The organism is Streptomyces sp. NPDC001135, assembly GCF_053598395.1.
Window position 1 is genome coordinate 18,686 of record NZ_JBSFKD010000039.1, and the last position, 24,596, is coordinate 43,281.

The 24,596-nt window shown below is 68.1% G+C and carries 25 protein-coding genes and 8 pseudogenes; 16 read left to right on the forward strand and 17 right to left on the reverse strand.

All coding sequences use genetic code 11. The features are described from left to right. Window positions 1-222 precede the first annotated feature (222 nt). Window positions 223-1,137 (reverse strand): hypothetical protein, encoded by a 915-nt coding sequence (locus tag ACWC94_RS34970; protein WP_450801311.1) that lies wholly within the window; start codon window positions 1,135-1,137, stop codon window positions 223-225. 413 nt (window positions 1,138-1,550) lie between these two features. Beyond that, window positions 1,551-2,402 (reverse strand): LysR family transcriptional regulator, encoded by an 852-nt coding sequence (locus ACWC94_RS34975; RefSeq protein WP_450801312.1) that lies wholly within the window; start codon window positions 2,400-2,402, stop codon window positions 1,551-1,553. A gap of 81 nt (window positions 2,403-2,483) precedes the next feature. Between ACWC94_RS34975 and ACWC94_RS34980 the strand changes: the two genes are divergently transcribed. Next, on the forward strand, window positions 2,484-2,978 hold the full coding sequence (locus ACWC94_RS34980) for a cupin domain-containing protein (protein WP_450801313.1): 495 nt from the start codon (window positions 2,484-2,486) through the stop codon (window positions 2,976-2,978). A gap of 252 nt (window positions 2,979-3,230) precedes the next feature. Further along, complete coding sequence (locus tag ACWC94_RS34985) at window positions 3,231-4,025, forward strand: hypothetical protein (RefSeq protein WP_450801314.1); 795 nt, start codon at window positions 3,231-3,233, stop codon at window positions 4,023-4,025. A gap of 42 nt (window positions 4,026-4,067) precedes the next feature. On the opposite strand, the gene ACWC94_RS34990 is transcribed toward ACWC94_RS34985, so the two are convergent. From ACWC94_RS34990 to ACWC94_RS35005, 4 genes and pseudogenes are all read right to left on the reverse strand, one after another. Then, entirely contained in the window at window positions 4,068-4,961 is an 894-nt protein-coding gene (locus tag ACWC94_RS34990) for an NAD-dependent epimerase/dehydratase family protein (RefSeq protein WP_450801315.1), read from the reverse strand. Window positions 4,962-5,229: 268 nt separating this feature from the next. Beyond that, window positions 5,230-5,658, reverse strand: coding sequence for a nitroreductase/quinone reductase family protein (locus tag ACWC94_RS34995; protein WP_450801316.1), 429 nt, complete (start codon window positions 5,656-5,658; stop codon window positions 5,230-5,232). A 280-nt stretch (window positions 5,659-5,938) separates the two neighbouring features. After that, window positions 5,939-6,328 (reverse strand): VOC family protein, encoded by a 390-nt coding sequence (locus ACWC94_RS35000; protein ID WP_450801317.1) that lies wholly within the window; start codon window positions 6,326-6,328, stop codon window positions 5,939-5,941. Between the two features lie 773 nt (window positions 6,329-7,101). Beyond that, window positions 7,102-7,223: pseudogene (locus tag ACWC94_RS35005) on the reverse strand (IS5/IS1182 family transposase); the annotation flags it as partial. 374 nt (window positions 7,224-7,597) lie between these two features. On the opposite strand from ACWC94_RS35005, the gene ACWC94_RS35010 reads away from it, so the two are divergent. Together ACWC94_RS35010 and ACWC94_RS35015 are read left to right on the forward strand one after the other, a co-directional pair. Next, the gene (locus ACWC94_RS35010) at window positions 7,598-8,269 is read left to right on the forward strand and encodes a hypothetical protein (protein WP_450801318.1); all 672 of its coding nucleotides are present in this window, start codon (window positions 7,598-7,600) and stop codon (window positions 8,267-8,269) included. A 354-nt stretch (window positions 8,270-8,623) separates the two neighbouring features. Further along, a pseudogene (locus ACWC94_RS35015) lies at window positions 8,624-8,953 on the forward strand (helix-turn-helix domain-containing protein); the annotation flags it as partial. Here ACWC94_RS35015 and ACWC94_RS35020 read toward each other — a convergent pair. From ACWC94_RS35020 to ACWC94_RS35035, 4 genes and pseudogenes are all read right to left on the reverse strand, one after another. After that, the gene (locus ACWC94_RS35020; protein WP_450801319.1) at window positions 8,942-9,592 is read right to left on the reverse strand and encodes a DUF6518 family protein; all 651 of its coding nucleotides are present in this window, start codon (window positions 9,590-9,592) and stop codon (window positions 8,942-8,944) included. The pseudogene ACWC94_RS35015 and the gene ACWC94_RS35020 sit on opposite strands and share 12 nt — an antisense overlap. Window positions 9,593-9,777: 185 nt before the next feature. Next, window positions 9,778-10,544, reverse strand: a pseudogene (locus tag ACWC94_RS35025) (transposase); the annotation flags it as partial. 42 nt (window positions 10,545-10,586) lie between these two features. Next, window positions 10,587-10,905 (reverse strand): annotated as a pseudogene (locus ACWC94_RS35030) (HAD family hydrolase); the annotation flags it as partial. Continuing rightward, window positions 10,906-11,645 (reverse strand): annotated as a pseudogene (locus tag ACWC94_RS35035) (L-threonylcarbamoyladenylate synthase); the annotation flags it as partial. It abuts the pseudogene before it with no gap. A gap of 387 nt (window positions 11,646-12,032) precedes the next feature. Between ACWC94_RS35035 and ACWC94_RS35040 the strand changes: the two are divergent. The 4 genes from ACWC94_RS35040 to ACWC94_RS35055 are packed head-to-tail and all read left to right on the forward strand — an operon-like array spanning window position 12,033 to window position 14,335. Further along, window positions 12,033-12,725, forward strand: coding sequence for a YqjF family protein (locus ACWC94_RS35040; protein ID WP_450801320.1), 693 nt, complete (start codon window positions 12,033-12,035; stop codon window positions 12,723-12,725). Continuing rightward, on the forward strand, window positions 12,722-13,084 hold the full coding sequence (locus ACWC94_RS35045) for a hypothetical protein (RefSeq protein WP_450801321.1): 363 nt from the start codon (window positions 12,722-12,724) through the stop codon (window positions 13,082-13,084). Before ACWC94_RS35040 ends, ACWC94_RS35045 begins: the two co-directional genes overlap by 4 nt. A gap of 25 nt (window positions 13,085-13,109) precedes the next feature. Then, on the forward strand, window positions 13,110-13,793 hold the full coding sequence (locus ACWC94_RS35050) for a hypothetical protein (RefSeq protein WP_450801322.1): 684 nt from the start codon (window positions 13,110-13,112) through the stop codon (window positions 13,791-13,793). Next, complete coding sequence (locus ACWC94_RS35055) at window positions 13,793-14,335, forward strand: hypothetical protein (protein WP_450801323.1); 543 nt, start codon at window positions 13,793-13,795, stop codon at window positions 14,333-14,335. The genes ACWC94_RS35050 and ACWC94_RS35055 overlap by 1 nt, the downstream gene beginning before the upstream one ends. Before the next feature lie 104 nt (window positions 14,336-14,439). On the opposite strand, the gene ACWC94_RS35060 is transcribed toward ACWC94_RS35055, so the two are convergent. Further along, a complete protein-coding gene (locus tag ACWC94_RS35060) occupies window positions 14,440-14,814 on the reverse strand; it encodes a hypothetical protein (RefSeq protein ID WP_450801324.1) in 375 nt (124 codons plus the stop codon). Between the two features lie 519 nt (window positions 14,815-15,333). On the opposite strand from ACWC94_RS35060, the gene ACWC94_RS35065 reads away from it, so the two are divergent. The 3 genes and pseudogenes from ACWC94_RS35065 (at window position 15,334) to ACWC94_RS35075 (ending at window position 16,733) form a co-directional block, all read left to right on the forward strand. Continuing rightward, window positions 15,334-15,465: a hypothetical protein gene (locus ACWC94_RS35065; RefSeq protein ID WP_450801366.1), complete on the forward strand. Its 132-nt coding sequence runs from the start codon at window positions 15,334-15,336 to the stop codon at window positions 15,463-15,465. After that, window positions 15,465-15,668, forward strand: a complete 204-nt coding sequence (locus ACWC94_RS35070) for a hypothetical protein (protein WP_450801325.1) — start codon at window positions 15,465-15,467, stop codon at window positions 15,666-15,668. The genes ACWC94_RS35065 and ACWC94_RS35070 overlap by 1 nt, the downstream gene beginning before the upstream one ends. Window positions 15,669-15,766: 98 nt before the next feature. Next, window positions 15,767-16,733: pseudogene (locus ACWC94_RS35075) on the forward strand (IS630 family transposase). On the opposite strand, the gene ACWC94_RS35080 reads toward ACWC94_RS35075, so the two are convergent. The 3 genes and pseudogenes from ACWC94_RS35080 to ACWC94_RS35090 all read right to left on the reverse strand — a co-directional run. Beyond that, window positions 16,724-17,248, reverse strand: coding sequence for a MepB family protein (locus tag ACWC94_RS35080; RefSeq protein ID WP_450801326.1), 525 nt, complete (start codon window positions 17,246-17,248; stop codon window positions 16,724-16,726). The pseudogene ACWC94_RS35075 and the gene ACWC94_RS35080 sit on opposite strands and share 10 nt — an antisense overlap. Window positions 17,249-17,455: 207 nt before the next feature. Beyond that, the gene (locus ACWC94_RS35085; RefSeq protein ID WP_450801327.1) at window positions 17,456-17,962 is read right to left on the reverse strand and encodes a DUF6624 domain-containing protein; all 507 of its coding nucleotides are present in this window, start codon (window positions 17,960-17,962) and stop codon (window positions 17,456-17,458) included. A gap of 120 nt (window positions 17,963-18,082) precedes the next feature. After that, window positions 18,083-18,388 (reverse strand): annotated as a pseudogene (locus ACWC94_RS35090) (transposase); the annotation flags it as partial. 336 nt (window positions 18,389-18,724) lie between these two features. Here ACWC94_RS35090 and ACWC94_RS35095 point away from each other — a divergent pair. Both ACWC94_RS35095 and ACWC94_RS35100 read left to right on the forward strand, forming a co-directional pair. Then, complete coding sequence (locus ACWC94_RS35095) at window positions 18,725-19,081, forward strand: hypothetical protein (protein ID WP_450801328.1); 357 nt, start codon at window positions 18,725-18,727, stop codon at window positions 19,079-19,081. Between the two features lie 149 nt (window positions 19,082-19,230). After that, window positions 19,231-20,084: pseudogene (locus tag ACWC94_RS35100) on the forward strand (IS5 family transposase); the annotation flags it as partial. A gap of 35 nt (window positions 20,085-20,119) precedes the next feature. Here the strand turns inward: ACWC94_RS35100 and ACWC94_RS35105 are convergent. After that, window positions 20,120-20,974 carry an IS5 family transposase gene (locus ACWC94_RS35105; protein WP_450801329.1) on the reverse strand — a complete coding sequence of 285 codons (855 nt, stop codon included), beginning with the start codon at window positions 20,972-20,974 and terminating at the stop codon, window positions 20,120-20,122. 274 nt (window positions 20,975-21,248) lie between these two features. Here ACWC94_RS35105 and ACWC94_RS35110 point away from each other — a divergent pair, with 274 nt between their 5' ends. Both ACWC94_RS35110 and ACWC94_RS35115 read left to right on the forward strand, forming a co-directional pair. Further along, the gene (locus tag ACWC94_RS35110; RefSeq protein ID WP_450801330.1) at window positions 21,249-21,656 is read left to right on the forward strand and encodes a hypothetical protein; all 408 of its coding nucleotides are present in this window, start codon (window positions 21,249-21,251) and stop codon (window positions 21,654-21,656) included. A 9-nt stretch (window positions 21,657-21,665) separates the two neighbouring features. Beyond that, complete coding sequence (locus tag ACWC94_RS35115) at window positions 21,666-21,884, forward strand: helix-turn-helix transcriptional regulator (protein WP_450801331.1); 219 nt, start codon at window positions 21,666-21,668, stop codon at window positions 21,882-21,884. Window positions 21,885-21,905: 21 nt separating this feature from the next. Here the strand turns inward: ACWC94_RS35115 and ACWC94_RS35120 are convergent, their stop codons facing one another. After that, window positions 21,906-22,799 (reverse strand): hypothetical protein, encoded by an 894-nt coding sequence (locus ACWC94_RS35120; RefSeq protein WP_450801332.1) that lies wholly within the window; start codon window positions 22,797-22,799, stop codon window positions 21,906-21,908. Between the two features lie 451 nt (window positions 22,800-23,250). Then, window positions 23,251-23,835 carry a GNAT family N-acetyltransferase gene (locus ACWC94_RS35125; protein ID WP_450801333.1) on the reverse strand — a complete coding sequence of 195 codons (585 nt, stop codon included), beginning with the start codon at window positions 23,833-23,835 and terminating at the stop codon, window positions 23,251-23,253. 573 nt (window positions 23,836-24,408) lie between these two features. On the opposite strand from ACWC94_RS35125, the gene ACWC94_RS35130 reads away from it, so the two are divergent. Beyond that, window positions 24,409-24,579, forward strand: coding sequence for a hypothetical protein (locus tag ACWC94_RS35130; RefSeq protein ID WP_037661814.1), 171 nt, complete (start codon window positions 24,409-24,411; stop codon window positions 24,577-24,579). The last annotated feature ends 17 nt before the right edge of the window (window positions 24,580-24,596 follow it).

A 24,596-nucleotide genomic window follows, 5' to 3' on the forward strand; every position in this document is an offset into this window, starting at 1 on the left:
CTGGCCCAGACCCTCGTCCCGGAGAAGTCCGAGCACAAAACGCGACGTGCTGCTGGCGTGGATGCGCCACCGCGAACGCCAAGCCCGCAACCGGGTGCCAGCTCAGCGGCGCCGTACAGCTCGGTCGCGGCAGTGACTGCCCATGCTCTGGCCTCGAAGCCACCTCACCAGCGCCCTGGACCACTGACGCTGCCTGCTCGGCGGCGGGTTTCGCCGTGAGCATCAACCCAGCTCTGATGCGTGCAGGGAAGTTGGGCTGGTGCTGGCGGGGGTGCGTGAGCGCGACCCGACAAGTGATCTCAGCATGCCAACTCCGGCCACGACCGCAGCCAGGTGAAGCGCCGCTGCGACGGCGACGTTTTCCGGCAGGGTGAAGCCGTTGGGGTGGGCCACTGCCACGAAAAGCGTGAGGGGCAGTTTCCAGCCGCTCCACGCGAAGAGCGAGCCCGACCCGAGCCAGCCGAGCGTCAGCAGGAGCCAGTGGAGCCCTCGGGCAGGACGTTGTCCGGCAAGCATCCAGACGGCGGCGGATCCGGTAAGGGCCCAGAGCGCGCCCACGCCCGTCAGCAAGTACCCATTGGTGTCCCTCTGTGCCGGGTGTGCGACTCCGAGGGTGCCACCAACTGCCCAATACGCCCAGGCTAGACCGACGACGGCTGCGACGGCAGCGGCCCATGGCACAGTGGTACGGCTATCGTCCCCGACTCGCGCCGTGAAGGCTTCCGGCCAGCGCCGCCGCAGGTAGGCGGGGAGCGCGAGGGCCAGCCCCAGCCCCATCCCGACAAAGCTGAACTGGATCAGTGCGCCTTCCCAGCCAGGCATGGCAGAGTCGTCGCCCCCGCTGTTCGTCGCGCCGCCGCGCCCTGCGTCCAGCACCGTACGGAGCACGGCGTAGGGCAAGATCGACACGAGGAACCCTGCTCCCGTCCAGCTGCAGAAGGCCACCAGCCACCCCGGTATCCGCATGCCCCAGGGCCGCACCAGGGCGAGCGCCAGGGTGATACCGATCCCCGCCATGCCGATGGTCACGGTGTTGAGGAGGACCCATCCGGCCAGGTTGAAACCCGCCCCGATCGGCGCCAGTCCCAGCAGTGAGCCGACGACCCACGACACCTTGATCAACAGATAGGGCGACATTGCCAACGCCGCCCCGTATCCCGCGCACCGTCCAACCCGATCCCAGCGTTCCACCCGGATGCCCCTTCCTCAGCAGGACCTCCAGCCTTGGACATCACCTTGCTCTTACACGTCCCCCACGGGGAGCGTTCGCCTCCGCCGGATGGCGGGGCCCGACCTCGTCCTCCAGACGGACGGGGCGCGCGAACTGCCCTCACGGACGCTCACTCACAATCACCGACTCAGTGGGAGCGCTCATACCGCGAGGGCCGGGGACCGTTCGACGAGTTGTCCCCGTTCGAAGCGGGCTCCGGCGCGGCCTACGCTGAGCACGGGCGTGCCTTACCGACCGAGATGCTCAGCTGTCACTCAGAGTGGCTGCTGCACGGAATCTGTGCCAGAGCTCGAGTTGCGGCAGCACCGGTTGCCGGTGCTCAGTGACGGTACGCGGTTGTCGCGATCTCGATGAAGGATCCGATCAACGGGTTGGTGTCACCCTCGTTCCACACCGCCACCACTGGGCTCGGCGGCATGTCGATCAGCGGCACCACGGCCAGCTCCGCGGGCAGGTCGTGTCCGAGCGGGGCCAGTCCGACCGTGCCGTTCCACAGCACGGCCTGCAGGCATTCCTGGACCGCGCGCACCACTGGGCCCTCGCGCGGCCTGCCACCGTTCCAGTACGACTGCCAGATAGGGTCGGTGCCCTGCGGGAACTGGAACCAGCGGCGGTCGCTCAGCTCGGCCAGCCGCAGCCCGTCGCGGCGGGCCAGCGGATCGTCGGCGCGCAGGACCACGCCGACCGGATCCGTCCGCAGTGCACGCACCGTCAGGGCAGTCTCGTCGAACGGCGCCCGAGTCAGCGCGACGTCAACTGGTCCGGCGCGCAGCCCGCAGGTCGGGTCGGTCAGATCGGTGTCGCGGATGCGGATGTCGACGCCGGGGTGGTGTCGGCGGTAGGCGGTGGCCAGCCTGGCCATTCCCGGGTCGGTGCCGTCGCCCAGGATGCCGATGGTGATGGTCGCGACGCCGGCCGCCGCCCTCACCCGTCCCCGGACGCGGTCGGCATGGTCGAGTAAGGCCCGCGCCTCGTCGAGGAGCACCCTACCCACCGGGGTGAGCGTGACGCCGGCAGGCGAGCGGGCGAAGAGCAGGGCCCCGACATCGGCCTCCAACTGCTTGATCGCTCGGCTCAGTGGAGGCTGACTCATGTGCAGCCGGTTGGCGGCCCGGCCGAAGTGGAGTTCCTCGGCGACCGCTAAGAAGTAGCGCAAGGTCCGTAGCTCCACGCTGCAACGATACCCTCGAGGTATCGGCGCTGCGGGACAGGTCTTGGACAGCCCTGGAGCCCTGGCGGTGAACTCGTGAGCATGACCGAAGAAGCGAAGACCAGCGAGCCGCAGACCCACCCCGCTGTATCGGTGATGGGTCCCGGCGACGGTGAGATGATCGTTCTGGGTACCACGCGCATGCGGGTTCTGGAGGACGGCAGCCACACCGGGCACCGCCTCGCGATCGCCGAGTCCGTCCTCGCCCCGCACACCCAGGGACCGCCGCAGCACCGCCACACCCGACACGACGAGGGCTTCTACGTCCTGTCCGGCACCGTGCGGTTCACCGTCGGGGACGAGGACTACGACGCCGTTACGGGCACGCTCGTGATGGTGCCGCCCGGTACCCCGCACACCTTCGCCAACCTGACCGACCAACCCGCCGTCATGCTCAGCACATTCACCCCCGACCTGTACGTGCAGCACTTCCGGGACCTCCAGGAAGTACTCGTCGGCGGCCGACCGCTGACGCCGCAGGCCAACATCGAGGCGATGAGCCGCTACGCGACCGAGCCCGCCACCGACCCCGCCTGAAGCCGACGTGCTTCCAGCATGCCAATGGATGTGATGGCGGCCGGGGACCGCCGATCCGGAGGTGCGTACGCGGCGTCTGTACAACGGCGGTGTGAGTGACGCGGTCGGCCGTGGACTTCGAGATGCCGAACACAATGTCGATTGGCTCCAGCACAAGCCGTTCAGAGCCGGAACCGGGTGCCCCGTGGCGGCGTCTCTGCCGCCGCGGGTGGACGGCACCGTCGGCACCGACCATCTGAGGGAGCATCCGCGATGACCTGGAGAACGTGGAGAGCACTGATCGCGAGTCTGGCCGTACTCATCGGCCTGACCGCCGCCGGAACGTCGCCCGCCTTCGCCGGCATAGATGCCCGTGATCCCTACATCGACCAGCACTGCGGCATCGACACCCTCGGGAGTGGTACGACGACCATCGCCGTACCCGTGGACCGGCTCAGCCTGAACCTGGAAGCCATCGGGCACGACCCCGCCGGATCCAAGATCACTGTCGTCTACACCATCCCCGGTACCAGCAAGTACGGCACCCTCTTCGGCCAGTACGACCCGGTCAGGGGAAACGCCACCTTCACCTACACGGTCGACTACCCACCCGCGGACTCGACGCTGAGCATCAGTTTCGAGATCGCCTGGACCGACGGCACCTACTACAGCAACACGCTGACACGCCCCCTGCTCCACTGCACGCGGGACAACACGAGCCAGGTCGACAAAAGATGGTGGCCGGACCTCGCCCCCACCACCGTCTTCCAGCAGTGCACCACCGTCGGCAAATGGCCGTTCTCCGTCCGCGCGGTGGACGTGACCGTACACCGCTCGCACGACGGGCCGGGCCTCGCGGGAGTGCCGGTCTGGACCGACTACTGGATCCCCGGCAAGAAGGACTACACCTCGGGAGCGTCAGGCACCACCGATTCCACCGGTGACGCCTGGCAGACGTTCAGGCTGGTCGCCCCGCCCACCGGCGCCGAACTCGACATCCTGTCCAGCTTCCGAGACTCCTCCACCTTCACCTACCCCGTGCACACCTGGGTTCCGATCGCCTGCTGACCGGACGGAGTGACTGGGACGTACCACCCCCGACCCGGTAAGTCACACACCAGTACCGGAGCCGGATACTGCCCCAAGAGGAAACGGCCCGGGCCGAAGAGGAGCGCGAGACGCCCGGCGATCAGGAGAGGAGCGGTCGGCGACGCGCATACCGGGACGCCCCAGCAAAACACCGGTGGGACACCGCGTGGCTTGCCCCCTACGACAGCTGCTATCTCTCGACTCCCGCTTCCCATCCGTGTGAGCGCCCCGGAAGAGTGAAGGTGCGGAAGGGGTGCCCTCCTCCAGCGACACCTTCGACACCCACCCCGGTAGCTCGGCCGCCCGGTCGCTCTTCGTGTAGCCGCCAGCGACGTCACCCGGCCGCGGGCCAGTATCGACGGTGGCTGAAGGGGTGCTGACCACATTGCTGAACGCCGCGCACAGCTCCCGGACGGTGGTACCAGCTCCCGTGCCCAAGTTGATCGCGATGGACCGCTTCGACTCTGTGAGGATGGAGTCGAAGCGGTTGATCGCGGCGACGTGGGCAGCGGCGAGGCCCCAGACATGCACGTAGTCCCGGATGCCCGTGCGCTCCCGCGTCGGGTAGTTCGTTCCCCTGATGGGGAACGGGCGACCCTCCTGGTGCGCCTGGATGAGCACGCCCAGCGCGTGACTGGGCCGCTTTGGCTCAAGACCGGTACGCAGCTCGGGATCGGCCCCGACGGAGTTGAAATACCGCAATGACAAGACCCGGGGCCCGGCCACGGCGATGTCGGCGAACATCTCCTCGCACACGGCCTTGGTACGCGCGTAGGGGCTCTGCGGTGCCAGGGGCGAGTCTGCGGTGCGTAGCGCACGCGCGCGCAGGGCTCGTCGGGGTCGGACAGGTACCCGAGATAGATACCGGGTGCCGGCCAGCTCGGCGGTAGCCTCCTCACGCGATTCACGGATCAACGTGGTCTCGGGGTCTGCGTGGTCAGCGGGTTCCGGAGTGCCGCCGGGCAGGCAGGCCGCGCCGCTGTCGAGGTCGAGGAGGACGAGGACACGCCCGTCCTGGGCGAAGGTCCAGACCTAGGACTGGCAAACCGTGAGACCGTCGGGGACGGAGAGGGGACGGAAGGGGAAAAGGTGACGGGCTTGGGCGGTGCGCAGGGCGCAGACCCGGGCAAGGACGGTGGGGGCGATCGGGAACCCGTCCTCAAGGAACGCGGGACCGGATCATCTACGGCGCACCTTGCCTTTCTGGCAGGCCCGTCGCGTTGTGCGTGGGTTGCAGATGGAAGATCCGCAGGGTGCGGTTGCAGCGGGCGTCGTAGGCGGCGTATCCGGGTGACACGGAGAGGATCGTCTGCCAGATCACTTCGCGCTCGGGGCCGTGGGTCTCACGGGCGATGACAGGCAGGCTGTCGCCGGGGGTGGTGACGGTGGCATGCGGGTGCTTGTGGAGGTTGCGGCTCCACGCTGGAGGGGCGTCTGCGCCCAGATTCGAGTCGATGACGGCGAAGCCGCACGCATACGGCACATGGAACAGCGGGACTTGCCGGGGCTGTCCGGTGCGGGCACCGGTGGTGGTGAGCAGGAGCGAGTGGAGGCCGACGGCCCGTCCGATGCTCAGTGATCCCGTGGTGCGGCGCTGGAGTAGTGCGTCCACGGGGACCATTGCTCGCATGAGGCCGCAGGCCCAGCGGCTGGTGGCGACCCGGTTCAGGAAGTGTAGAACCGGGCCCACCTCCGCGGTGGGAGGCACGGGGGAGCGGAGTCGGCGTGGGGGGTGGTGGCGTTGCCGGCCTGGCGGCCCGCGGGGCACCGGGCAGCTGGCCAGCTCCCCGGTGCCCCTGGGGCAGAGCCGAGCCCCACGGCCGGTCCGGCACGGTCAGCTCAGGACACTTCTGCTGCCACCGGGCTGCCTTGACCTCATGCGGGAGTGCCGGTCAGCTGAGATAGTCCGCGCGCCCCTCATCATCGAGTTCGAAGGGCCCCTCTGGGATGATGCAGAACTCATTGCCCTCAGGGTCCGCCATCACCAGGAACCCCCCGTCGGCGTACTGCTCCAGCCTGCGTCCACCAAGCGTCTCAACCCGCTGTTGCTCGGCGGCGGGGTCGGCTGAACTGACGTCGAAGTGCATGCGGTTCTTGCCCAACTTGGGTCCGGCGGTCCGCTGGAAACCCAGCCCCAGGTCGTTCTCTCGCCGCAGCCATACGTATGGGCCCATACGGCCCACGATCGGCCTGCCGAGCAGTTCAGACCAGAACGTAGCAAGCCGCTCCGGGTCGCCGGCATCGACGATGAGGGCATTGATCCGCGTAGATGAGTCCGCCATGCCCTGATCCTCTCAGGGTCGCGCAAGGCCGCTCAGCAGGGGCTCCGGCAAGGGGGAAATCGACCTATAGGCCACGAAGTTGCACTGGAGTACTGGCAGCCCAGAGAAATGCCCGAGCTTGGCATCAACCGTTCTCTCCTTACACCGACGAAGCCACCCTGGCAGACGGCGCCGAGCTGGCGCGGGAGGGCGAGCATCTGGCGGCCCATCGCTTCCTCGATGAGCGGCGGCTGGTGGGCGCACTCGGCCCGGAAGATCGCCTCACCTTCCGTAGGACGCTGGATCCCACCCAAGCGCGCGTGAGGTCACCACGCACGCGGCGAATCCTTCCGCCGCCGAGGCGTGCTGAAGGGACCTCTGCCGTGAGCCGGCAGCGCCGCAGACGTTCGGTCAGTCTGCCTCTGGTGGACTGGATGCGAATCAGCTCGTGCACCCTGCGCTAACGACGTAGCCCCTTTTGCCGAGAACGAAAGGGACCCCGATGCGCATACGCGCACCACGCGTCGTCGCCGCGGCAGGCGCGACTGCCGCTCTCCTCCTGGCTCCCGCACCGGCCCAGGCCAGTTTCATGGAATGCAACGGCTCCTGGTCCAGCGGAGCCCAGTACTTCAACATTCGTGAGACGCCGGGGGACTACGGCGCTGCCCATCAAGGTCTCCACCAAGGGCAAGACTGCCCCCACGCAGGACTGCATGACCCACAACCTGCCCGAGGGTTCAAGGTACAGCCTGCGCATGTGCGTGCGGGGCAGGAGCGACGACCACTGAGCTTCTTCAGCGTTGCCGCTCCAGGGTGAGGACGGCTTTGGCGATTGACGTCATGCGGTTCGGACTACATCGGGATCTGCGGAAGATCCGCCAGACTTCAAGCGGGCGACGCCGCGTTCGACCTGGAGCGGCAACGCTGAAGAAGCTCACTGGATGCATAGTGCAAGGCCCGGGGCCCGTCACCGCGCTCCAGGCACCGGCCGCACCCGGCGCCGGTCCGCAAGGGCGCAGCCGCATCGGCTGAAGTCTCGTTTGGAGCAGCCTTGCGGCATTGAGAGTACGCGGAGGGGGTCTGCTTCTCTCTACCGAGTGAGTTTTCGATCCGGACCCCTGGTAAAAGGTCGCTCCGCGGGCAAGATCGTCGTGAGGCGCGGCAGCGTGTCGCCACACGAGTGCACGACCGCGCGATACCTGGAACTGCCGAGAGGTGACCGCCATGTCCTTCCGGGGGAAATCCCTTCGCACTTTCCCCGCCGTCACCCTGGGAGTTGCACTTATGGGGATGAGCGCCGGCCCCGTGCAAGCGGTTCCAGCCGGGCACCAGAAAACACAGAAAACTGCCCGGACTTCCGACAAATGGCGCGAGACGGCCGTCCAGTACGCGGATGCCCACTGGAACTGGACCACATGGGACGACAGCACCCCGCGGGCGAAGGACGGCCAGGCACAGCCGTATTTCGAGTGTGCCGAGTTCGTCGCTCGCGCCCTTGCCGCGGGCGGCCTTGTCCCCGGACTGAAGCCGGATGATCCTCAGGACTCCTACTACCACTACAGGGCACCGAACGGCAAGGAGTACGATCTCCTGCTGATCTCGGACGTCATCGGCTACCGAAGCCTCTACGACTTCATCATGGACTACGATCTCGGCACGGATGTCGGCGACAGTCCCGCCAAGGCTCAGCCTGGCGACATGGTGGTCATCTTCAACTCGGACTACTCGGACAAGCTGCACACGGGTCTCGTGGCGCAAGAGGTGAAGGGCGACGCGGATTCGACTGTCGACGCCCACAATAAGGCGCACTACCGACGCACGTACCAGAAATTCGACGAGGACGGGCACGCCCACGTTATCCATATCGATCCGGGTGTGATCACCTCGCTGAAGGCCGCCGCACAGCCGCCCTCCGACCCGGACTTCATCCGATCCCACGCGAGTCACACTCACCCCTTCTAGGGCGCGTATTGAGCCGTGATCAAATTGCGGGATTCGCTTTCGCGAGGGGGTCCAGACCTCCGGCATTTCGAGCCTATTCGATTGAGGAGAGTCGCTGAGCTTTTTGACAACCCGAGATTGACGCCCCTGTGCTCTGAGCCTGGATCCACCGCGTGATGATCGGCCTGCGGACGGGGAAATAGGAAGAGGTGCCAGCTGACCTGGGATGATGGGAGTACCGCTGGGTTGTGGAACGAGTGAGCTTCTTCGAGGTGGCCACCGATCTGGTGACGGTCGGCGAGGCCGCAACGGGCAAGGCCCCCGGGCTGTTGATCGAGGTGTCTGACGTCTCCATCACGCTGCTCGGGGGCCTCGTTGGTCATCTATCCTGCCGCACTCGATCTGCCCCATGCGCTCGTGGAGTGGGTCACCATGCTCATCGTCACCCGTGAGGGCGACTGGCGCTGCAAACTCCGCCCATCCCAGCGCGCGACAGTGGTACTGGTGTACCTGCGCGAACACGTCACCCTGGCGAAGATCGCTGCCGGGTTCGGGATCAGCGAGTCCACCGCCCGCGCCTACACCAGTGCGGTCATCCACCTGCTTGCCCAACGAGCGCCGGGTCTGCTGAAAGTCCTGCGCGAGGCCGACCCCGACTTCGTCCTGCTGGACGGCACCCTCGCCGAGTGCGACTCAGGAGGAGACCGCCTGAAGGGGCAGTGCGACGATCGCGTAGGCGAGGAGCGCGCAGGGCACGGCTGCCGCCAGGGTGAGCGCACGCTCCCGGTGCGTGCGGGCCATGAGCAGAGGGACAAGGACGAACACGGCGAAACAGGCCCAGGCTTGCGGCGCACGGTGGAGGCCCCAGGCAGCCGTCACCCCCTCCATCCCGAAGAGTCCGGCGAACGCGGCTAGGCCGGCGACACGGCCCCGCGCATCCCTGCCCCGTCGCCACCAGTACGCCGCGACGCCGAACAGTGGCCCAGCCACGCATGCCATGCCGAGCCAGACAAGCGGGAAGAGCAGAGCGCCCATGCCCTCACGTCCGAACTCGGCGTAGCCGTAGTACCCCACAACGAGTCCGGTCTCCGCGCCCAGTCCGCCGAAAGCGGCCCGGAGAGCCGTGCCCTGCCCGGCGAGAAGGGCTCCGCCGACGAATGCGACGGCTGACCAAACGGCGCCCGAGTTGGCGAGCTGGTTCCACGCTCCGGGGAGCCACCCCTGGGCCAGGTTGGTAAGCACACCGAGCAGCACCCCACCAGTCGTCGCTGTCATCGTGGTGGCCCACGCACCGAGGTCACTGCTCCGTTCCGCCGACTCGTCCGGGGTCGCGGTCATTGCCATGGTGGCCTCCGTGCTCACGCTCGCACTGCTGCACTTGTCGTGCATCCTGCCGTACTATACATACGTCGTATACACATGGTGTATAGATGTACGGCGGCGCAGAGAAAGGCTGCTCGGTGAGCACCTTTCCAAGCGTTGCCCTGATGATCTACGACACGCCGGTTGGCCAGCGTCGTTGCCTCTTGTCCGGCCAGTCTGAGGTTGTGCAGGCGGGCGATGCCGAGCATGGCGTGGTGGACGCCGTCGCCTTTCAGGTGGCAGTCGCGGAGGATCCTCCAGGTCTTCATGCGGGCGAAGGTGTGCTCGACGCGCGCGCGGGCCCTGCAGTGTGAGCGATTGTGCTCTTCTTTCCAGGTCGCGAGTTCACTCTGGCCGCGCTCACGGCGGTGCGGGATGACCAGGCTGGCACCCCCGGTAGCCGCCATCCGCGATCACGGTCGTGCAGCCGACGGCGGCGTTCGCTCCGGACAGCTCCCATGCCTTGCAGCCGTTGCGGTTGCCGGGCACCGGCCGGCCCACGGCGACCACGAGTCGGGTGTCGGCATCGATGACAACCTGATGGTTGGTCGAACACCCGTAGTTCTTCGACTGCTCGGCGACGGTGTGGTTCCGGGTGGGAACCAGGGTGCCGTCCACGATCAACACGGCGTCCTTGCGGAACCGATTACGGGGCTGCAGCGCCAGCGACGGCCCGAGGTAGTCGACGGTGCTGCCGGCGGCCGACTTTGAGATGCCGAACAGCGGGGCAAGTTGTCTCAGCGTAAGGTTGCGCCAGTAGGCGGCGACCAGCAGTACCCGGTACTCCAGGGCAGACCCCACGGCCGTCCCCGACGTGCCTCATCCACGCCTTCGCGCCGGAGGGCGGTAACCAGTTTGCCGAAGCTGCTCGGGCTCAGCCCGGTGAAGGGGATTATCCACGACGGCGCGGACGCGCCGTGATCACACCAGCCACACGAAGATCATCCCAAGTGATGCCCGGTGTCGGCGCACGGGCTCAGGCTGCGGCATTCTCGTGATGGCCGGATGCAAAGGCCAGGACGTGAGGAACTGCTTCGCGCAGACTGGTGAAGTGGCGGTGCACGCCCTCCATCGCGACGCCGGCGTTCACCCCCCACCGTCATTCCGGCGCCCCGTCCAGACCGCACTCCGGACGGGGCGTCCTGGACGACCAGACAGTCTCCCGGCTCGGCGCCGAGCTGCTCAGCGGCCAGCAGATACGGCAGGGGAGAGGGCTTGCCCTCCTCGACAGCAGCCGCGTCCACGATCACGCCCGGCACCGGCAAGCCCGTTCGCAGGTAACGGCCGCGCACCCGGTCCATCGAACCCGGGAGAGCCACCACGGCGTGCGCCTTCACCGCAGCATCGGCGAAGGCGGAGGGAAGGAAGACACCCACCTGGGGCCCCAGCTCCTGCGCGAGTTCCGCTTCGGCGATCACCTTCTCCGGCTCGACGAGGACGACTCGCGCACGCGGCGCGTAGGGCGACGGATGCTGGCCCGGCACCCGGACACGGCTCGTCGACGATGGTGGACTCGACGCCGACCTCGCAGGGGCCGCCGTCCAGCACGAAGTCGACCGCCTCGCCGAGCTCGGCACGGACGTGGTCCACGGTGGTGGGGCTGACCTGGCCGAAGCGGTTGGCGGAGGGGGCCGTGACACCGCCGCTGAAGGCGGACAGTAGCGCGAGTGCGACAGGGTGGTCGGGCACGCGCACGGCCACCGTCTCCAAGCCACCCGTGCTTCGAGGGGCACCCGGCGACCGCGCCGCAGGACCAGCGTGAGTGGTCCGGGCCAGAAGCGTTCGGCCAGCAGGCGCGCCGCCTGGGGCACGTCCTGGACCCAGTCGTCCAGCTGCTCCGCGCCGCCGATGTGGACGATCAGCGGGTGGGAGGGCGGACGTCCCTTGACCTGGAAGATGCGCGCGACGGCGGCGGGGTCCTCGGCGTTGGCGCCCAGTCCGTAGACGGTTTCGGTCGGGAGGGCGACCAGGCCGCCGGCGCGGAGACGTCGGCCGCCTTCTCGATGTCACTGGTTCTTGCCGTTACTCTCGCAATCCTAGGAGCACAAAGGACCGGCGACGGTCCTGATCAGTCTCGGTCCTGATCAGTCTCGGCGCCTCCGGCACCAGCCGTCGCACCACCCGGCCCCGCCGCAACTCGCGGCATCCGGGCGCAGGTGACGGCTTGGGCATCCCCCCAGGTGCCGGGCGAGGACGGCTCAGTGCGCAAGCGCAGTGGGGGCGCTGCCGGCCCAGAACACCCCATTGGTCGTCCACACACGTACAACGAGCGGGGCGCTGCCCGCGCTGTCGGCCGAACCCGGTCCTGGTCTGCTCGGGGCAGGTCGGAGACCCGGGCCCGTCCGCATCGGGTCGCGTCGGGTTTTGATGCGGCCCTCCTGGGGAGTCGGTGCGCGTGGTGTCCTATGGACCAGAGCATCGTGTGTGTCTCCCGGCACCGCGCGCCGGCTGGCTCACCCGGACATTCGTGCACTGGGCCTACTCTCCCGAGCAGGTACAGCGTCTGCTGCCGGAGGGGCTGACGGTGGAAACCCGTGATCAGTGGGCGTGGGTGAGCCTCACGCCGTTCGTGATGGCCCGCGTGCGCCCGCCGGGTGTACCTGCTGCTCTGCCCTTCTTCGCGGAGACCAACCTGCGCACGTACGTACGTGAACGGGGCGGCAGGGACGGCCTGTGGTTCCTGACCCTCGAGGTGGGTTCCCGGGTCATGCTGGCCGCCCGTGCGATCGGTGCGCCGTACCACCTCGGGCACCTGACGCTGTCGCGCGGCGGAGATGTAGTGACCTACGCCGGGACGCGGGGGCATGGCGGGCCGTCGTACCGCGTGGTGGTCCGTCCGGGCGAGCCGGTCCGGCCGAGCCCGCGGGATGTGTGGCTGACGTCGCGGTGGCGGGCCTTCACACGGGGCTGCGGCGTGCTCTGGCAGACGCCCGTCGACCACGAGCCCTGGCTGCTGCGCGCGGCGCGCCTGGAAGACCTCCAAGAGACCCTGACCCGGGCGGCCGGGCTGCCGCCGCCCGCGCAGGCGCCGCTCGTGCACTTCTCCGACGGCGTCCACAAGGTCCGCTTCGGCATCTCGCGCCCGGTGCGGCCGACAGGGAGGAGGCGGGGATGAACCCGGTGCTCGTGGCGCGGGCCCAGGGGCTGTTCAACCAGGTCGGGGGCGGCTGGCCGCTGCTGCACCTGCGCAGCTTCGAGTGCGTCTTCGGACCGAAGTCCGAGGAATGGCTCCAGCGCACGACAGCCGGGCTGCTGGCCACGGCAGGGTGGAGCACGCTGTTCACCCCGGGCGGTGCGGTGCGCCAGGCGCGCCGTACGGGTCTCGGGACGGCCGTGACCCTCCTGGCCGTTGACCTGGTGTACGTGCCCATCGGCCGGATCCGTCCGACCTATCTGCTGGACGCGGCGACGCAGGCCGGATGGCTCCTGGCATGGCGCCGGTGCGGCCGGCTCGGGCCGCCCGCGGGCGGATGAACCCGACCACCACCGAGGCACCCTGATGCGCCGATCCCCGCGGACCACCCGGTGGCGCTTCGACGGCTGGATCGCCGGGATCGGCACGGCGTCCGGCGCCCGTCTGGTCCTCGGCCACTGGCCCCGCTCCTCCTTCGGGCCGTTCAGCGACGTGATGCTCGAACGGGCCGACGGCCACCGCCTGTTGCTGGCACCCACCCGGCAGACGGCGGACTTCATCGCCGGCACCTACGCCTTCGACGAGGGCCGCATCGAACCCGTACGCGTCCAGGTCACCGGCGCCGACTGGACGGTCACCGCAGGCACGCTCCTCGACCTCCGGTTCACAGCCGGCCGGCGCGGCCCCGGGGGGCTGCTCCTGCGGACGGTCCCCGATGTCCTGGCCGCCCGGCCCTTCTGGACGGTGGTGACGGACCCGCTCGCCCGTCTCCTCCTGGGCGTGCGCACCCGTGGCACGGCCGGCGCCGGCCGACGCGAGTGGTACGGCGCCCACGATCTCCATCTGATCACCGCGGCCACCGTGATCCTCGAGGGCCGCCACCTCGGCGCCCTCACCGCGGTGGAACCGCCCGTACGGTTCGGCTTCGGCTCCACGCCCCGCACGCCCTGCCTCGTACGCGTCACGACGACGGTAAGGACACCGCGCACGCCCGAACCTCTTGCATCCCCGGCTACACGGCAGCCACCCGCACAAGAAGGAGGCTTGTGATGAACGCCCCACCACGGAGCTCACCTCGGCGCCACCCGCCCGCACGCGGCGCCGACATGAAGCTGCTCGGCATCTATCTGAACGACCACCTCGCCGGCGCCACCGCGGGCACCCAGCGGGCCGGCCACCTGGCACGTGTCACCCGTGGTTCCGCGCTCGGCCGCGCGCTCGGGCCTGTCGCCACCGACATCGCCCAGGACCGCAAGGCGCTTGTCGGCATCATGCGGGACCTGGGTGTCCCCGTACACCGCTACAAGGTCTCCGCGGGCTGGGTCGCGGAAAAACTGGCACGGCTGAAGGGCAACGGCCGCCTGGTGCGACGCTCTCCGCTGAGCACCGTGCTGGAGCTGGAGGCGCTGCGGCTGGGGGTGGAGGGCAAGACGGCCGGATGGCAGACCCTGCGCCAGCTCACCGGGACGGACGAACGCCTCGATCCAGCCCTGCTCGACAGGCTGTTGGAGCGAGCCCGACGACAGCAGGACACCGTGGAGGAATGGCGCATCCGCCAAGCCGAAGCGGCACTCCGCACAACGGCTGACTGAGTGACGGTGCCACGGGCTGGCTCACGACACCTGACAGCGCTCAGCAGCACAGCCGCAGCGTCGGGAAGTCCGTGTCTTCCGCCGAACCCCGGCAGCACAGACGATCACGCCTCCGCACCGCGAAGGGCTGTTCCGCAGCCGAATGAGGGCCGGGCGAGGACTTGTGCGGCTCGCCACAGGAACGCCTGGCCGCGCGGTGTTGCGGTGAGCGGGCGGGTGCGTTCGATGATGGTGAAGCCGACCATGCGCTCGATCCGCAGGAGGTGGTGCCTGATTCCTGGGCTGTTGAGGACTCGTTCAGCGGCCGACAGGCTCGGCATGGAAGGAAAGGCGCAGATGAGCTGGAGGTTGTCCCGTCCGTTCGTGGAGACCAGGACCCGGTGGAGGTCGGGTGCCAGTGGTTGGGGAAGCGAGGTGAACGGGGCCGGGAGCGGGTGATCGAAGTCCGTCCAGGCGGGGATGCCCCATTGCGCGGTCATCCGACGAGGTTTCCGGACCGACAGTCCGCATTCCTTGGATATACCGCGGAGTGCTCTGTTGCGGACGGTGCACTGCTTGACGAGCCAGGCGCGGGTGACCATCCCGGGGCGGCGGAATGAGGGTTCCGGCAGGCCGGCGTGGGTGAGGGGCGTTGACGACGACGGTGCTGCTGCAGTCGATGTCCTGGGCGATGCGCTGGTAGGACAGCCCCTGGTCGAGATACAGGTGCCGGAGCCGGTCGGGCGCCAGATCACCCTGGCGGAGAACGAGGCGTCCTCGCGCGCGTTGGGGCAGTTGCCGTCCGGGGGCCTTCAGACCGCTCAAGGAGGCGAAGAGCCGAACGTGTTCCGGGAGCACACCATGCGGGACCGCAGTACTCGCCGGGGTCTTGTGGACGGCGATCGTGTCGCGGAAGCCGGCGCGATCGACATCGTCGGGTTCCACTCCGGGCAAGGCCTCCACCTGCGGCGCCTGCTTCGGCTACCACGGGCCTGCTCGCCCCGGGCGAGGTCTGTCTGATCTCCTCGACAGGAAACTTCACCGGTCGCATAGGTAGCCCCGACGCGGAGATCTATATGGCGTCCCCCGCCACCGTCGCCGCCTCGGCCCTCACCGGCCACATCACCGACCCACGAGAAGAGCTGAACTGATGGGAACCCAACTCACCGGCACGGTCTGGGTCGTCGGCGACACCGTCACCACGGACGCCATGTACCCGGCGTTCGCCATGAAACTGCCCGTCCCCGAAGCCGCGAAGCACATCTTCTACGAGCTGCGCCCCGGCTGGACCGCCCAGGTCGCCCCCGGCGACATCGTCGTCGCCGGACGCAACTTCGGCCTTGGATCCCCCTGACCCGTCGCCGCCCTCTTCCGGGAACTGGGCGTGGCCGCGCCACTGAGGTTTTCGGTTCGGGGTAATGGTGATCTCGGTGGTGGGTGTATCCCGGTGTCATGCGGTATCCCGATGGGGGCGGCCTGACGGCCAAACAGCGCGCTCAGCGAGAGCAAGTACGCTTCCAGGCCACCGAGTTACTTGCGGAAGGAGCGGCTCCGCCGCAGGTCGCGCAGCGATTACGGGTGTCCCGCAAGTCCGCCTACGACTGGCACGCTCGCTGGCGGGACGGCGGAGTGGAGGCGCTGCGTTCCAAAGGACCGCCGGGGCGGCCGTCCCGAATCAAGCCCACTTGGCGGGCCTGGCTGCCGCAGAGTTGGAGAGGGGGTCGGCCGCGCACGGCTGGGTGCAGGACCAGCGGTGGACGCCGGCCGGGTGGCCACGGTGATCGCGCGACGCTTCCATGGCCGCTTCAGCCCTGCGCAGACCTGGCGCATCCTGCACCAGATGGGCTTCACGGTGCAGCTTCCAAAGCGCCGGGCCGCCGAGCGGGACCCCGATGCAGTGGCCACTTGGATCGAGGAGACGTGGCCTCGTGTGGAAAGACGGTGAGGGACCAGGGCGCGTGGCTGTGTTTCGCCGACGAGTCGGGCCAGGTGCTCCGGGCCGCCGAAAGCACGGACCTGGTCCCGGCGTGGCCCCACGCCCCGCGTCACCGTCCGGGCCGGCGGCTCGGGACGTATCTCGCTGGCCGGCCTGGTGTGCCGCAGGCCGGGCCGACGCACCCGGCTCATCTTCCGGATGCTGGTGCACCATGGCCGCAAGGGTGAGCGGAAGGGTTTCCGGGTCTTCCGCTCTCCCTCGTACGCGCCCGACCTCTGCCCCGCCGAGGGCGTGTGGGGACATCTGAAGAACAGCCTGGGCAACCTGGCCCCGTGCAGCCTCAACGAGCTCGCCACGCTGGCCCGCACCCGCCTGAAACGGATGCAGTACCAACCCGGCCTGCTCGACGGATTCATCGCCCAAACCGGACCGATTCCGGCCCAGCAGTCGGACTCCCCGGCAGCTGCGGGCACCTACGGGTGATAGAGGGCGTGGGCGCGCGTCAGGTCGGCAGGCCCGTCCTGGCCAAGGTGGAAGAAGTAGTCCACCTGCCATGCCTGGGTGCCTCGGGCCTGCCGGTTGGTCGTGGTCACCCACGGCGGGTACACACGAAATCCGCGCTTCCCGCCGGAGCCGTTGCGGGAGACGATGTCGCGCCCACACAACACCTCGCGCGGGAAGACGAACTGTCCGAAGCCGTCGGCGTCACGGCTGCTGATGACGAAAAGGTCCACCCCGTCGTCGGCGTCGAAAGGCCGGATCGGCCCCTCAGCGGACCGCTGCCACACGGTGACGAACTGGCCCACCTTCGTCGGGGTGGTCTTGCCCACGCGGAACCGGACCGACCGGCCATCGAGCGTGAAACCGCACGCCGCGTACTCGACGCTCTCCGGTTCGGGCACCGGCAGCGAGCAGGCAAAGCCGCTCGGGTCGTACACCAACGCCTTCGCCGCCAGCAGATCACTGTGAAGCCCCGCCCACGGCTGATTCGTCACCATGCCGCCATCCTGCCATCGCGACCACACTGGTCGGTGCGGCGTGGGTTGAGCGTGGCATGCTGGCTGAGCCTGTGGCTCTCCGGGCGCATACCGCGGCGCGGACAGTCCGGCAGCCATCACACCGTCTGCTTGCGAAGCGTTCGAAAGGGGGGCGGAGAGTCAGCCTGCCCGGGCAGTGATCCACCGGACGCGACGGGGAAGCGGGCGTCATCCCATGGAGAACTTGGCGACGTACTCGTCGAAGGGCTCGATGCCGACTTCCGCACGGAGTTCGTCCATGCGCTCGGGCTCTTCACAGGGCCACGGAACCGGTGACCCGTCCTTCACGCCGGCGATCTGAGTGCCGTAGACCTGCTTGCGGCCCTCATTGACCAGCGTGCGGTCGTGCAGAAAGGCCAGCTCGCGTGGGCTGGCCGAGCCTGCCGACACCGCCTGCTGCATCAACTGGCGGGCACGACGCTGGACGTCGAGCTGCCGGTCGGCGTGCTGGGCGATCAGCCATGCCGCGCGTGCGGCCTCCTCGCCGACAAGTTCCGCCGTTGGCCAGCCGTATTCCTCCATGATCTCACTGAGTCGGTCACCGTGCCGTGCGGTCAGCCGGCGCCACGCCAGCTGTTCGTCAGGGTCATCGCTGTTCGCGCGGAATGCGGACTGGTGATCGGCCGCAGCCATGTCCGTGAGTTCCACCGTCAGCGCGGCAACGTCGTGCGCCACTCTCAACTCCAAGGTCAGAACCGTGCTTTGTGTCCGCCCGCAAGCCTAGAGGTGCAAAACGGACGTAAAGATCATTCTGGAGAACGGTGACAGGCGCCTCACCGCACCGGGATAATGGATCTAACCCCGGAGCCCGAGCCGGATCGCTGCGACGTTCACGGTGCCCTGGAAGACATGGGCACGCTTGTCGAACCTCGTGGCCACGGCCCGGAAGTTCTTGAGGGCGTTGATCGTCCGCTCGACTTCGTTTCTGCGCTTGTAGATCGTCTTGTTGAAGCCGGTGGGCCGTCCGCCCTTGCTGCCGCGGCGTTGGCGGTTGGCCCGCTGGTTCCTCGGCTCGGGGATGGTGCGCTTGATCTGCCGTCTTCGCGGGTAGCGGCGGTTACGGCGGGAGGAATAGGCCTTGTCGCCGCTACTAGGGCGCGTATCGAGTCGTGATCAATCTGCGGATTCTCCCCCGGGCGGGGCCTGGACCGGTAACCCTTCTCGCGTGACGCGAGTCCAGTTGACGGGCGAGGAACGGCAGCTCATCGAGCCATACCTGCCGATCGGCGAGTACGGCCCGTATCCCGAACGGCTCCGGCTGCGGCAACAGTCCGAGGGTGCACTGGCGATTCAAGACCGGCGGACACTTCGGCCGTAACCCACACGGCGTAGGCAGGATCGATACGGCAAGCTCGCACTGCGGATGTCGCGCATGCGCGAGCCGCTGTCGGGAATGCCGCTACGGGTCCAGTCACTCTCCTGACGGAAATGGTTTCCATGGGTCCTCGTCACACAGCCGCCGCCGCTTTGGGCGCGCTCGCACTCGTCGTTACCCTGCCGTCTTCCGCGAGCGCCGCCACGGGCGATTTCGCCTACAAGTTCGTGGGTCTCGACGGCAGCCCCCAGTCGGTCACACTCCATGACCCGGTCAGCCCCGGCTGCATCACACTGCCCGAAGTCGCGGACCCAGGAAGCTCCGAGCCCGCGTTCGCCCCGCACAACGACACCGACGTATGGGTCATGGTGTTCACCGAGCCGAACTGCACCGGAAACTCCTGGACACTGCGTCCGCACGGACACCCCGCTACGGACCGCCTGAAACTGCGCTCGGTGTTCCTGACCGACCGCCACTGACCCGCAGCACGGTAATCCTGGCGTCGAGCCGCCGTTCACGCCTCGCCCGTGAACTGGACTCGCGTCAATCGAGAAGGGCTACCCGGGTCCAGGCCCCGCCTGCGGGATTCGCCCCTCCGGGTGGAGGCCGATCCGGTAGATCGCCTTGTGTGACCCGAGTACAACTGTCCGACGACGAATGGGAGTTCATCGGGCCGTACCTGCCGATCGGCAAGTACGGCCCGTACCGCGATCGCCTGCGCCAGCAGTTCGAGGGCGTGATCTGGTGGTTCAAGACCGGCGGGCAGTGGCGGGAGATGCCGCAGGAGTTCGGCGCCTGGTCCACCGTCTCCAACCGCTTCCGGCAGTGGCGTGACGCCGGCGTGTTCGCGGCCCTGCTGGAGGGGCTGATCGCGGAGGCCGCGAAGCGGGGCCAGGTGGATCCGTCGCTGGTCAGCATCGACTCCACCACCGCACGCGCTCACCACGACGCCGCCGGGATGCGTATGAGCGAGGACGTGCTCACTGCCCTGGAGAAGACCGCCGAGGATGAGAAGCCCCGGTCAAAGGGGGCGGCGGCCTCGACGAACAAAACGGACGGGATGCGGAAGACGATCCTGAACGGGAGGAGCAACGACGCGTCCGGTCGCCAGAAGCTGCGGCTGAAGGCCGCCCTCCTGAGACGCTCGCGGGGCGGGCAGACCAGCAAGGTTCACCTCGCCGCCGCCGCCCTCGCATCCGGCCCGATGCCGTCGCCGGGGACAAGGCCTATTCGTCCCGCGGCAACCGTGCCCACCTGCGCAGACGCGGCATCAAAGGCGTCATCCCGGAGGAGAGGGACCAGACTGCCAATCGGAAGAAGAAGGGCACCAGGGGTGGGCGGCCCATCAGCCACGATGTGGACCTATACAACGAGCGGAACACCGTCGAACGGCTGATCAACAAGCTGAAGGCCTGGCGAGGCATCGCCACCAGGTACGACAAGACCCCGGAGAGCTACCTCGCCGGCCTCCATCTGCGCGCCCGAGGTCGATTTCTCCTGTTGTTTCATCACGGAACCTATCGTTTGATCTGTGATGTCAGGTCGTGCCAGGAGACGGTGTTCTCGCTGGTGAGACGGCGGGCCATGAGGTCGGTCATGGCGATGTGGATCACGGCTTCGGAGTGGACGGACAGGGTCTCGTAGTCGCGGGCGAGACGTCGGTGGAGCATGAGCCAGCCGTAGGTCCGCTCGACTGCCCAGCGTTTCGGGATCGGGGTGAATCCCCTGGTCTCGGGCTTGCGTTGAGTGATTTCCTTGTCAATGCCGAGAGCGGCCGCGTGCTCGACGAGGTGCTGGCGGTAGCCGGCGTCGCCCCGCACCTTGCGGATGCCGAGGTGTTCGGCAGCGACTTGGTCCAGGAGGCTGGTGCCGGCGACGGAGTCCTGCGCGCTCGCCGCGGTGACCAGCACGGCAAGCAGGAGGCCGACGGTGTCGGTGACGATGTTCCGCTTCCTGCCCACGATCTTTTCCCCAGCGTCGACGCCCTGGTCGGCGGCGGCGACGCTGGTGGAGGTCTTGACGCTCTCGTCGATCACACGGGCCGACGGCTCGGCATTCCGCCCCTCCTTCTCCCGGAGGAGCTGCCGGAGCAAGCCGTTGAGCTGTGCGAACACGCCCTCGTCCGCCCACTTGGCGAAGTAGCCGTAGACCGTGTTCCAGGGTGGAAAATCGCGCGGGAGGTAGCGCCACTGAACGCCGGTCCGATCCACGTACAAGATCGCGTCCATGACGTCGCGCAGGTCGTGCTCGGGCGGCCGGCCGAAGCCCAGGGCCCTGTCACGGCGCCCGAAGCGCCAGGCCGAGAGCACGGGCTCGATCAACTCCCAGCGGGCATCGGACAGATCGCTCGGATACGGGCGTCGCGTCGGCATGCCTCCGGCGTATCGCCACGGACCTGAGTGCGCCCAGACGCACAGCAGCGGCGACAGAAGCACACAGCCACGAAGACCGGGCGCCCTGGGATGAGACAGGAACAAGCCGCATCTCTCCCCACCCGTCACCCTGCCCGCCCCACAGACCCCGACCACCCCCCGGCTACCTCTTCCCCACCGCAATCCCACACTCCAGAACCGCCCCATGTAAAGCGTCCCTTCCATAGAGTCAAGCAACGTTGACTCTATGGAAGGGACGCTTTACATTCATGGCATGGCAGAGCAGGTACAGCAGGACCAGGTGACGCGCGCGGCCCGTCGCGCTGTACTCATCGACGGCATACCCGTGTCCGCTTTGGGCGTGATAGCCCTGGCGCTGGGCAGCAACCCGCATCAGAGCACCGCCCAGAAGGCCTGGTGGATCGCGACCACCGCCGTCTTCACCCTCGCGATCGCCTGGGTGCTGCTGCGGGCGTTCCGGCGCGCGGACGAATACCTGCGCAGGATTCAGCTGGAGAGCATGGCCATCGCCTTCGCCGCAGTCCTCGTGGGGCTGCAAGTGGCCACCCTGCTCGATGCCGCAGGCATCGTTCAGCTCCATCAGCTCGCACAGTTGATCCTCCTCGGCGGCGTGGCGATCTGGATGACGATCGCGGACTTGCGTACCCGCCTGAACCGGTGACGGCGCGTAGTGAGGAACCGACTACGCGAACTGCGTGCAGCCCGCCGGTGGAGCCAGGCCGACCTGGCCGACCGGTGCAAAGTCTCCCGGCAGGCCATCAATGCCATCGAAACCGAGCGGTACGATCCCAGCCTGCCTCTGGCGTTCACCATCGCCGACGTCTTCGGCCTGACCATCGAGGAAATCTTCCGTCCTGACCGGACGGAGACGACGGACAACCCGGCCTGACATTGAATTAGCGCATGCCAGTCAGGATGCGGGAGGGACGGCGCGGGCCAAAGGGTCCAGGTCTCCGTAGAGCGCGGCGTGGAGTGCGGCGGCGAGTTCGCGGGCTCGTTCTTCGCTCCGCACGCCGTGCATCATGAAGTACACGGTCCCGTGTAGGGCGTCCAGGTCGGCCTCGTGGCTTTGGTGGACCAGATGGGTGTTCGCAGCCCGGGCTGAGCGTCGCTGCCAGTGCATGCGCCCAAATACGCGGCAGCCTGAGAGCAGTCGTTGACGGCAACAGCCGTGGGCCTGGCCGTACCTCGGGGTGCTGTGGGCGTCGTCATTGGCGGCGAGGCGGGGCAGGGCGCGCGTTAGGTGGGGGAGCGGGGTGCGGGCCAGGACCGTGAGGTGCCCGGGCCCGTTGCGATTGAGGTGGAGTTCGTCTGCCGGCAGGGTGTCGTGGCCGTGGAGGGTGATGCCGGCGCCGTCGAGGAGTTGGGCGAGCGTCAGCTGGTACGTGTTGGCGAGGCGTTGCGCATATGAGTCTGTCGCTTCGCCGGTCAGCGGTGTGTGGAGCATGCCCGGTGCTGCTGACGGTGTCCGCAGCCATGCCTCTGTGGTGAGGACACCGCGCTGCGCGGGGGCGATTGCGACTGCGGTCCGGGCCGCGACGCCTGTCCGGCTCACGGGTGCTGGTATCCCGTCTCCGGGGCCGGGTGCGGGTTGGTGGTGCTGCTCTGCGAGGTGGTCGAGGCGGATTGCTTCGAGGGTGGTTTTGGCGATGCGTTCGGTGCCGTCGATGAGTGCGGTGATGGCGGCCTGACGGATGAGACCGGCGCGGCTGCCGATGCGGCCGGCGGTGCGCTCGTGCAGGTACGGGGCAAGCTGGGGAAGGGTTCCGGGCCGGTGGTGGCGCAGGTCGAGTGCGCTCTCCATGGCTTTGACGAGGCGGCCGCGGAAGCGGCTCTTGGTCGCCGAGACGGGCGGGGAAGGCGGCGCAGTCGATGAGGGAGGCGCGTCCGGCCGAGCTGGGCGCCGCGTACTCCGGTGAACAGGGGTGTGGTGGTGACGTCGATGCCGGCGTAGACGAAGGTGGCGCCGATGCGTTCGGTGAGGTCTCTGCGTGGCCTTCCTCGCGATATGGGCCCAAAGACGACCACCTGGACCGCCCAGCGGCTCGGCCCGACCACGATCGCCTGACCGCCGTCAGCGCGCGATGGAGCGGTCGATCCCCGGTGCAGCAGCCGCGGGGGTGTCCAGTGCATGACCCTGCACTTCTCGATCCGCTCCCTGGAGTGGTACGCCCGTCCCGGCGTCGACGCGGCCGCCCGGCACGTCGCCGAACGCGACCCTGCGTGCGTCGCAGGACGTAACGGCTGCCCTACTTTCAGCGTGGGTCAGAGAGAGGAGACCGGGCCTTGAACGAGTGGAGGTCGGCTACAGCGAGGGTTTGCTTCGCGTCGTGCGCCTCGAAGGTGCCCATGCGCTGGAAGCCGAGACGGTCGGCGAGCTTGAGGGAACGCTCGTTGGCCGTCTGGGTCACCACCAGGACCGGCTGAGCGGGCAGCTCACCGGCAGCGGCACGCAACAGAGCCGTGGCGGCCTCGAATGCCAGCCCAGCACCCCAACTTCCCCGTGGGAGCAGGTAGCTCAGCTCCAGCTCCCCGCCTTCCTTGGCGACGTGCCCGGGAAGGTCGGTGGCTCGGCGGTCGAGTACGAGTGTCCCGATAAACCGGTCGGTCTCCTTGTCGGCGATGACGTAGGTACCGGGCTTGCCTGCAATCGCGCTGATGCCGTTAGCTTCGAAGTACTGCTCGACGACGCTACGGGGCCGCGGACCGCCGAGGTGGGCACGGACCTGTGGATCGGTCTGGAGCTCGATGAGGCCGTCGATGTCAGCGTCGGGCGCTTTCCGCAGCCGAAGACGATCAGTGGTGATCTCAACGGCAGACAGCGTGGGTAATGCGTTCATGAGGTCCATTCTCCCGGCTCACTGGATCGAGCCACCATTTTCGATGCGGCGGCCAGCTCACCGTCAGGGATGCGTGCTGGGGGCACTGCTGGTACCCGGACGGTCAGGTCCAGGTCGGGACGGCTGGTCATGTCCAGCTCGAACCCGCCGTAGGGGTTCGCGTGGGTCCAGAACGGTCGGCCCACTTCGGAACGGCGAGGACCTGCCGCATCAGCAGCGCGTTGACGTGGACCAGGGGCAGGTTGGATGTCCGCACCGACGAAGACGATGAGGCTTCTCGCGTCCCGTCGGCTCGTGCGGACACAACCGGGTGACGCCAGCGGCGAACCCGAGGAGACGCCGTGAGAAAGAGACGGATCACGTGAGTCGGGGCAGCTGTCTGTTCTTGTGAACATCGGTTCCAGCCCGGAGCGGGCGCCTTCCATCGGCCTTTGCGGTGCGTGAGGTGCGAGAAAGGGGGAACCGTCCACGACGTGTGGGGCGTATATGCCCCTCATTCCTTGGAAGTAACTCGTGTTTTGTGGGCTTGTAGGGCTGAAGTAAGGGCATCCGGTGGCCAGGAGGTTGATAACGATGGTTCCCCTGCTTCTGGTTCTTCTGCTGGCCCTGATCCTCTTCGGCGCGGGCTTCGCGCTGAAGGCGCTGTGGTGGATCGCGGTGATCGTGCTCATCGTGTGGCTGCTCGGTTTCGTCGTCCGCTCCGCGGACAGTGGAGGCCGCAAGGGCCGCTGGTACCGCTGGTAGACGAAAGACACCCGGCG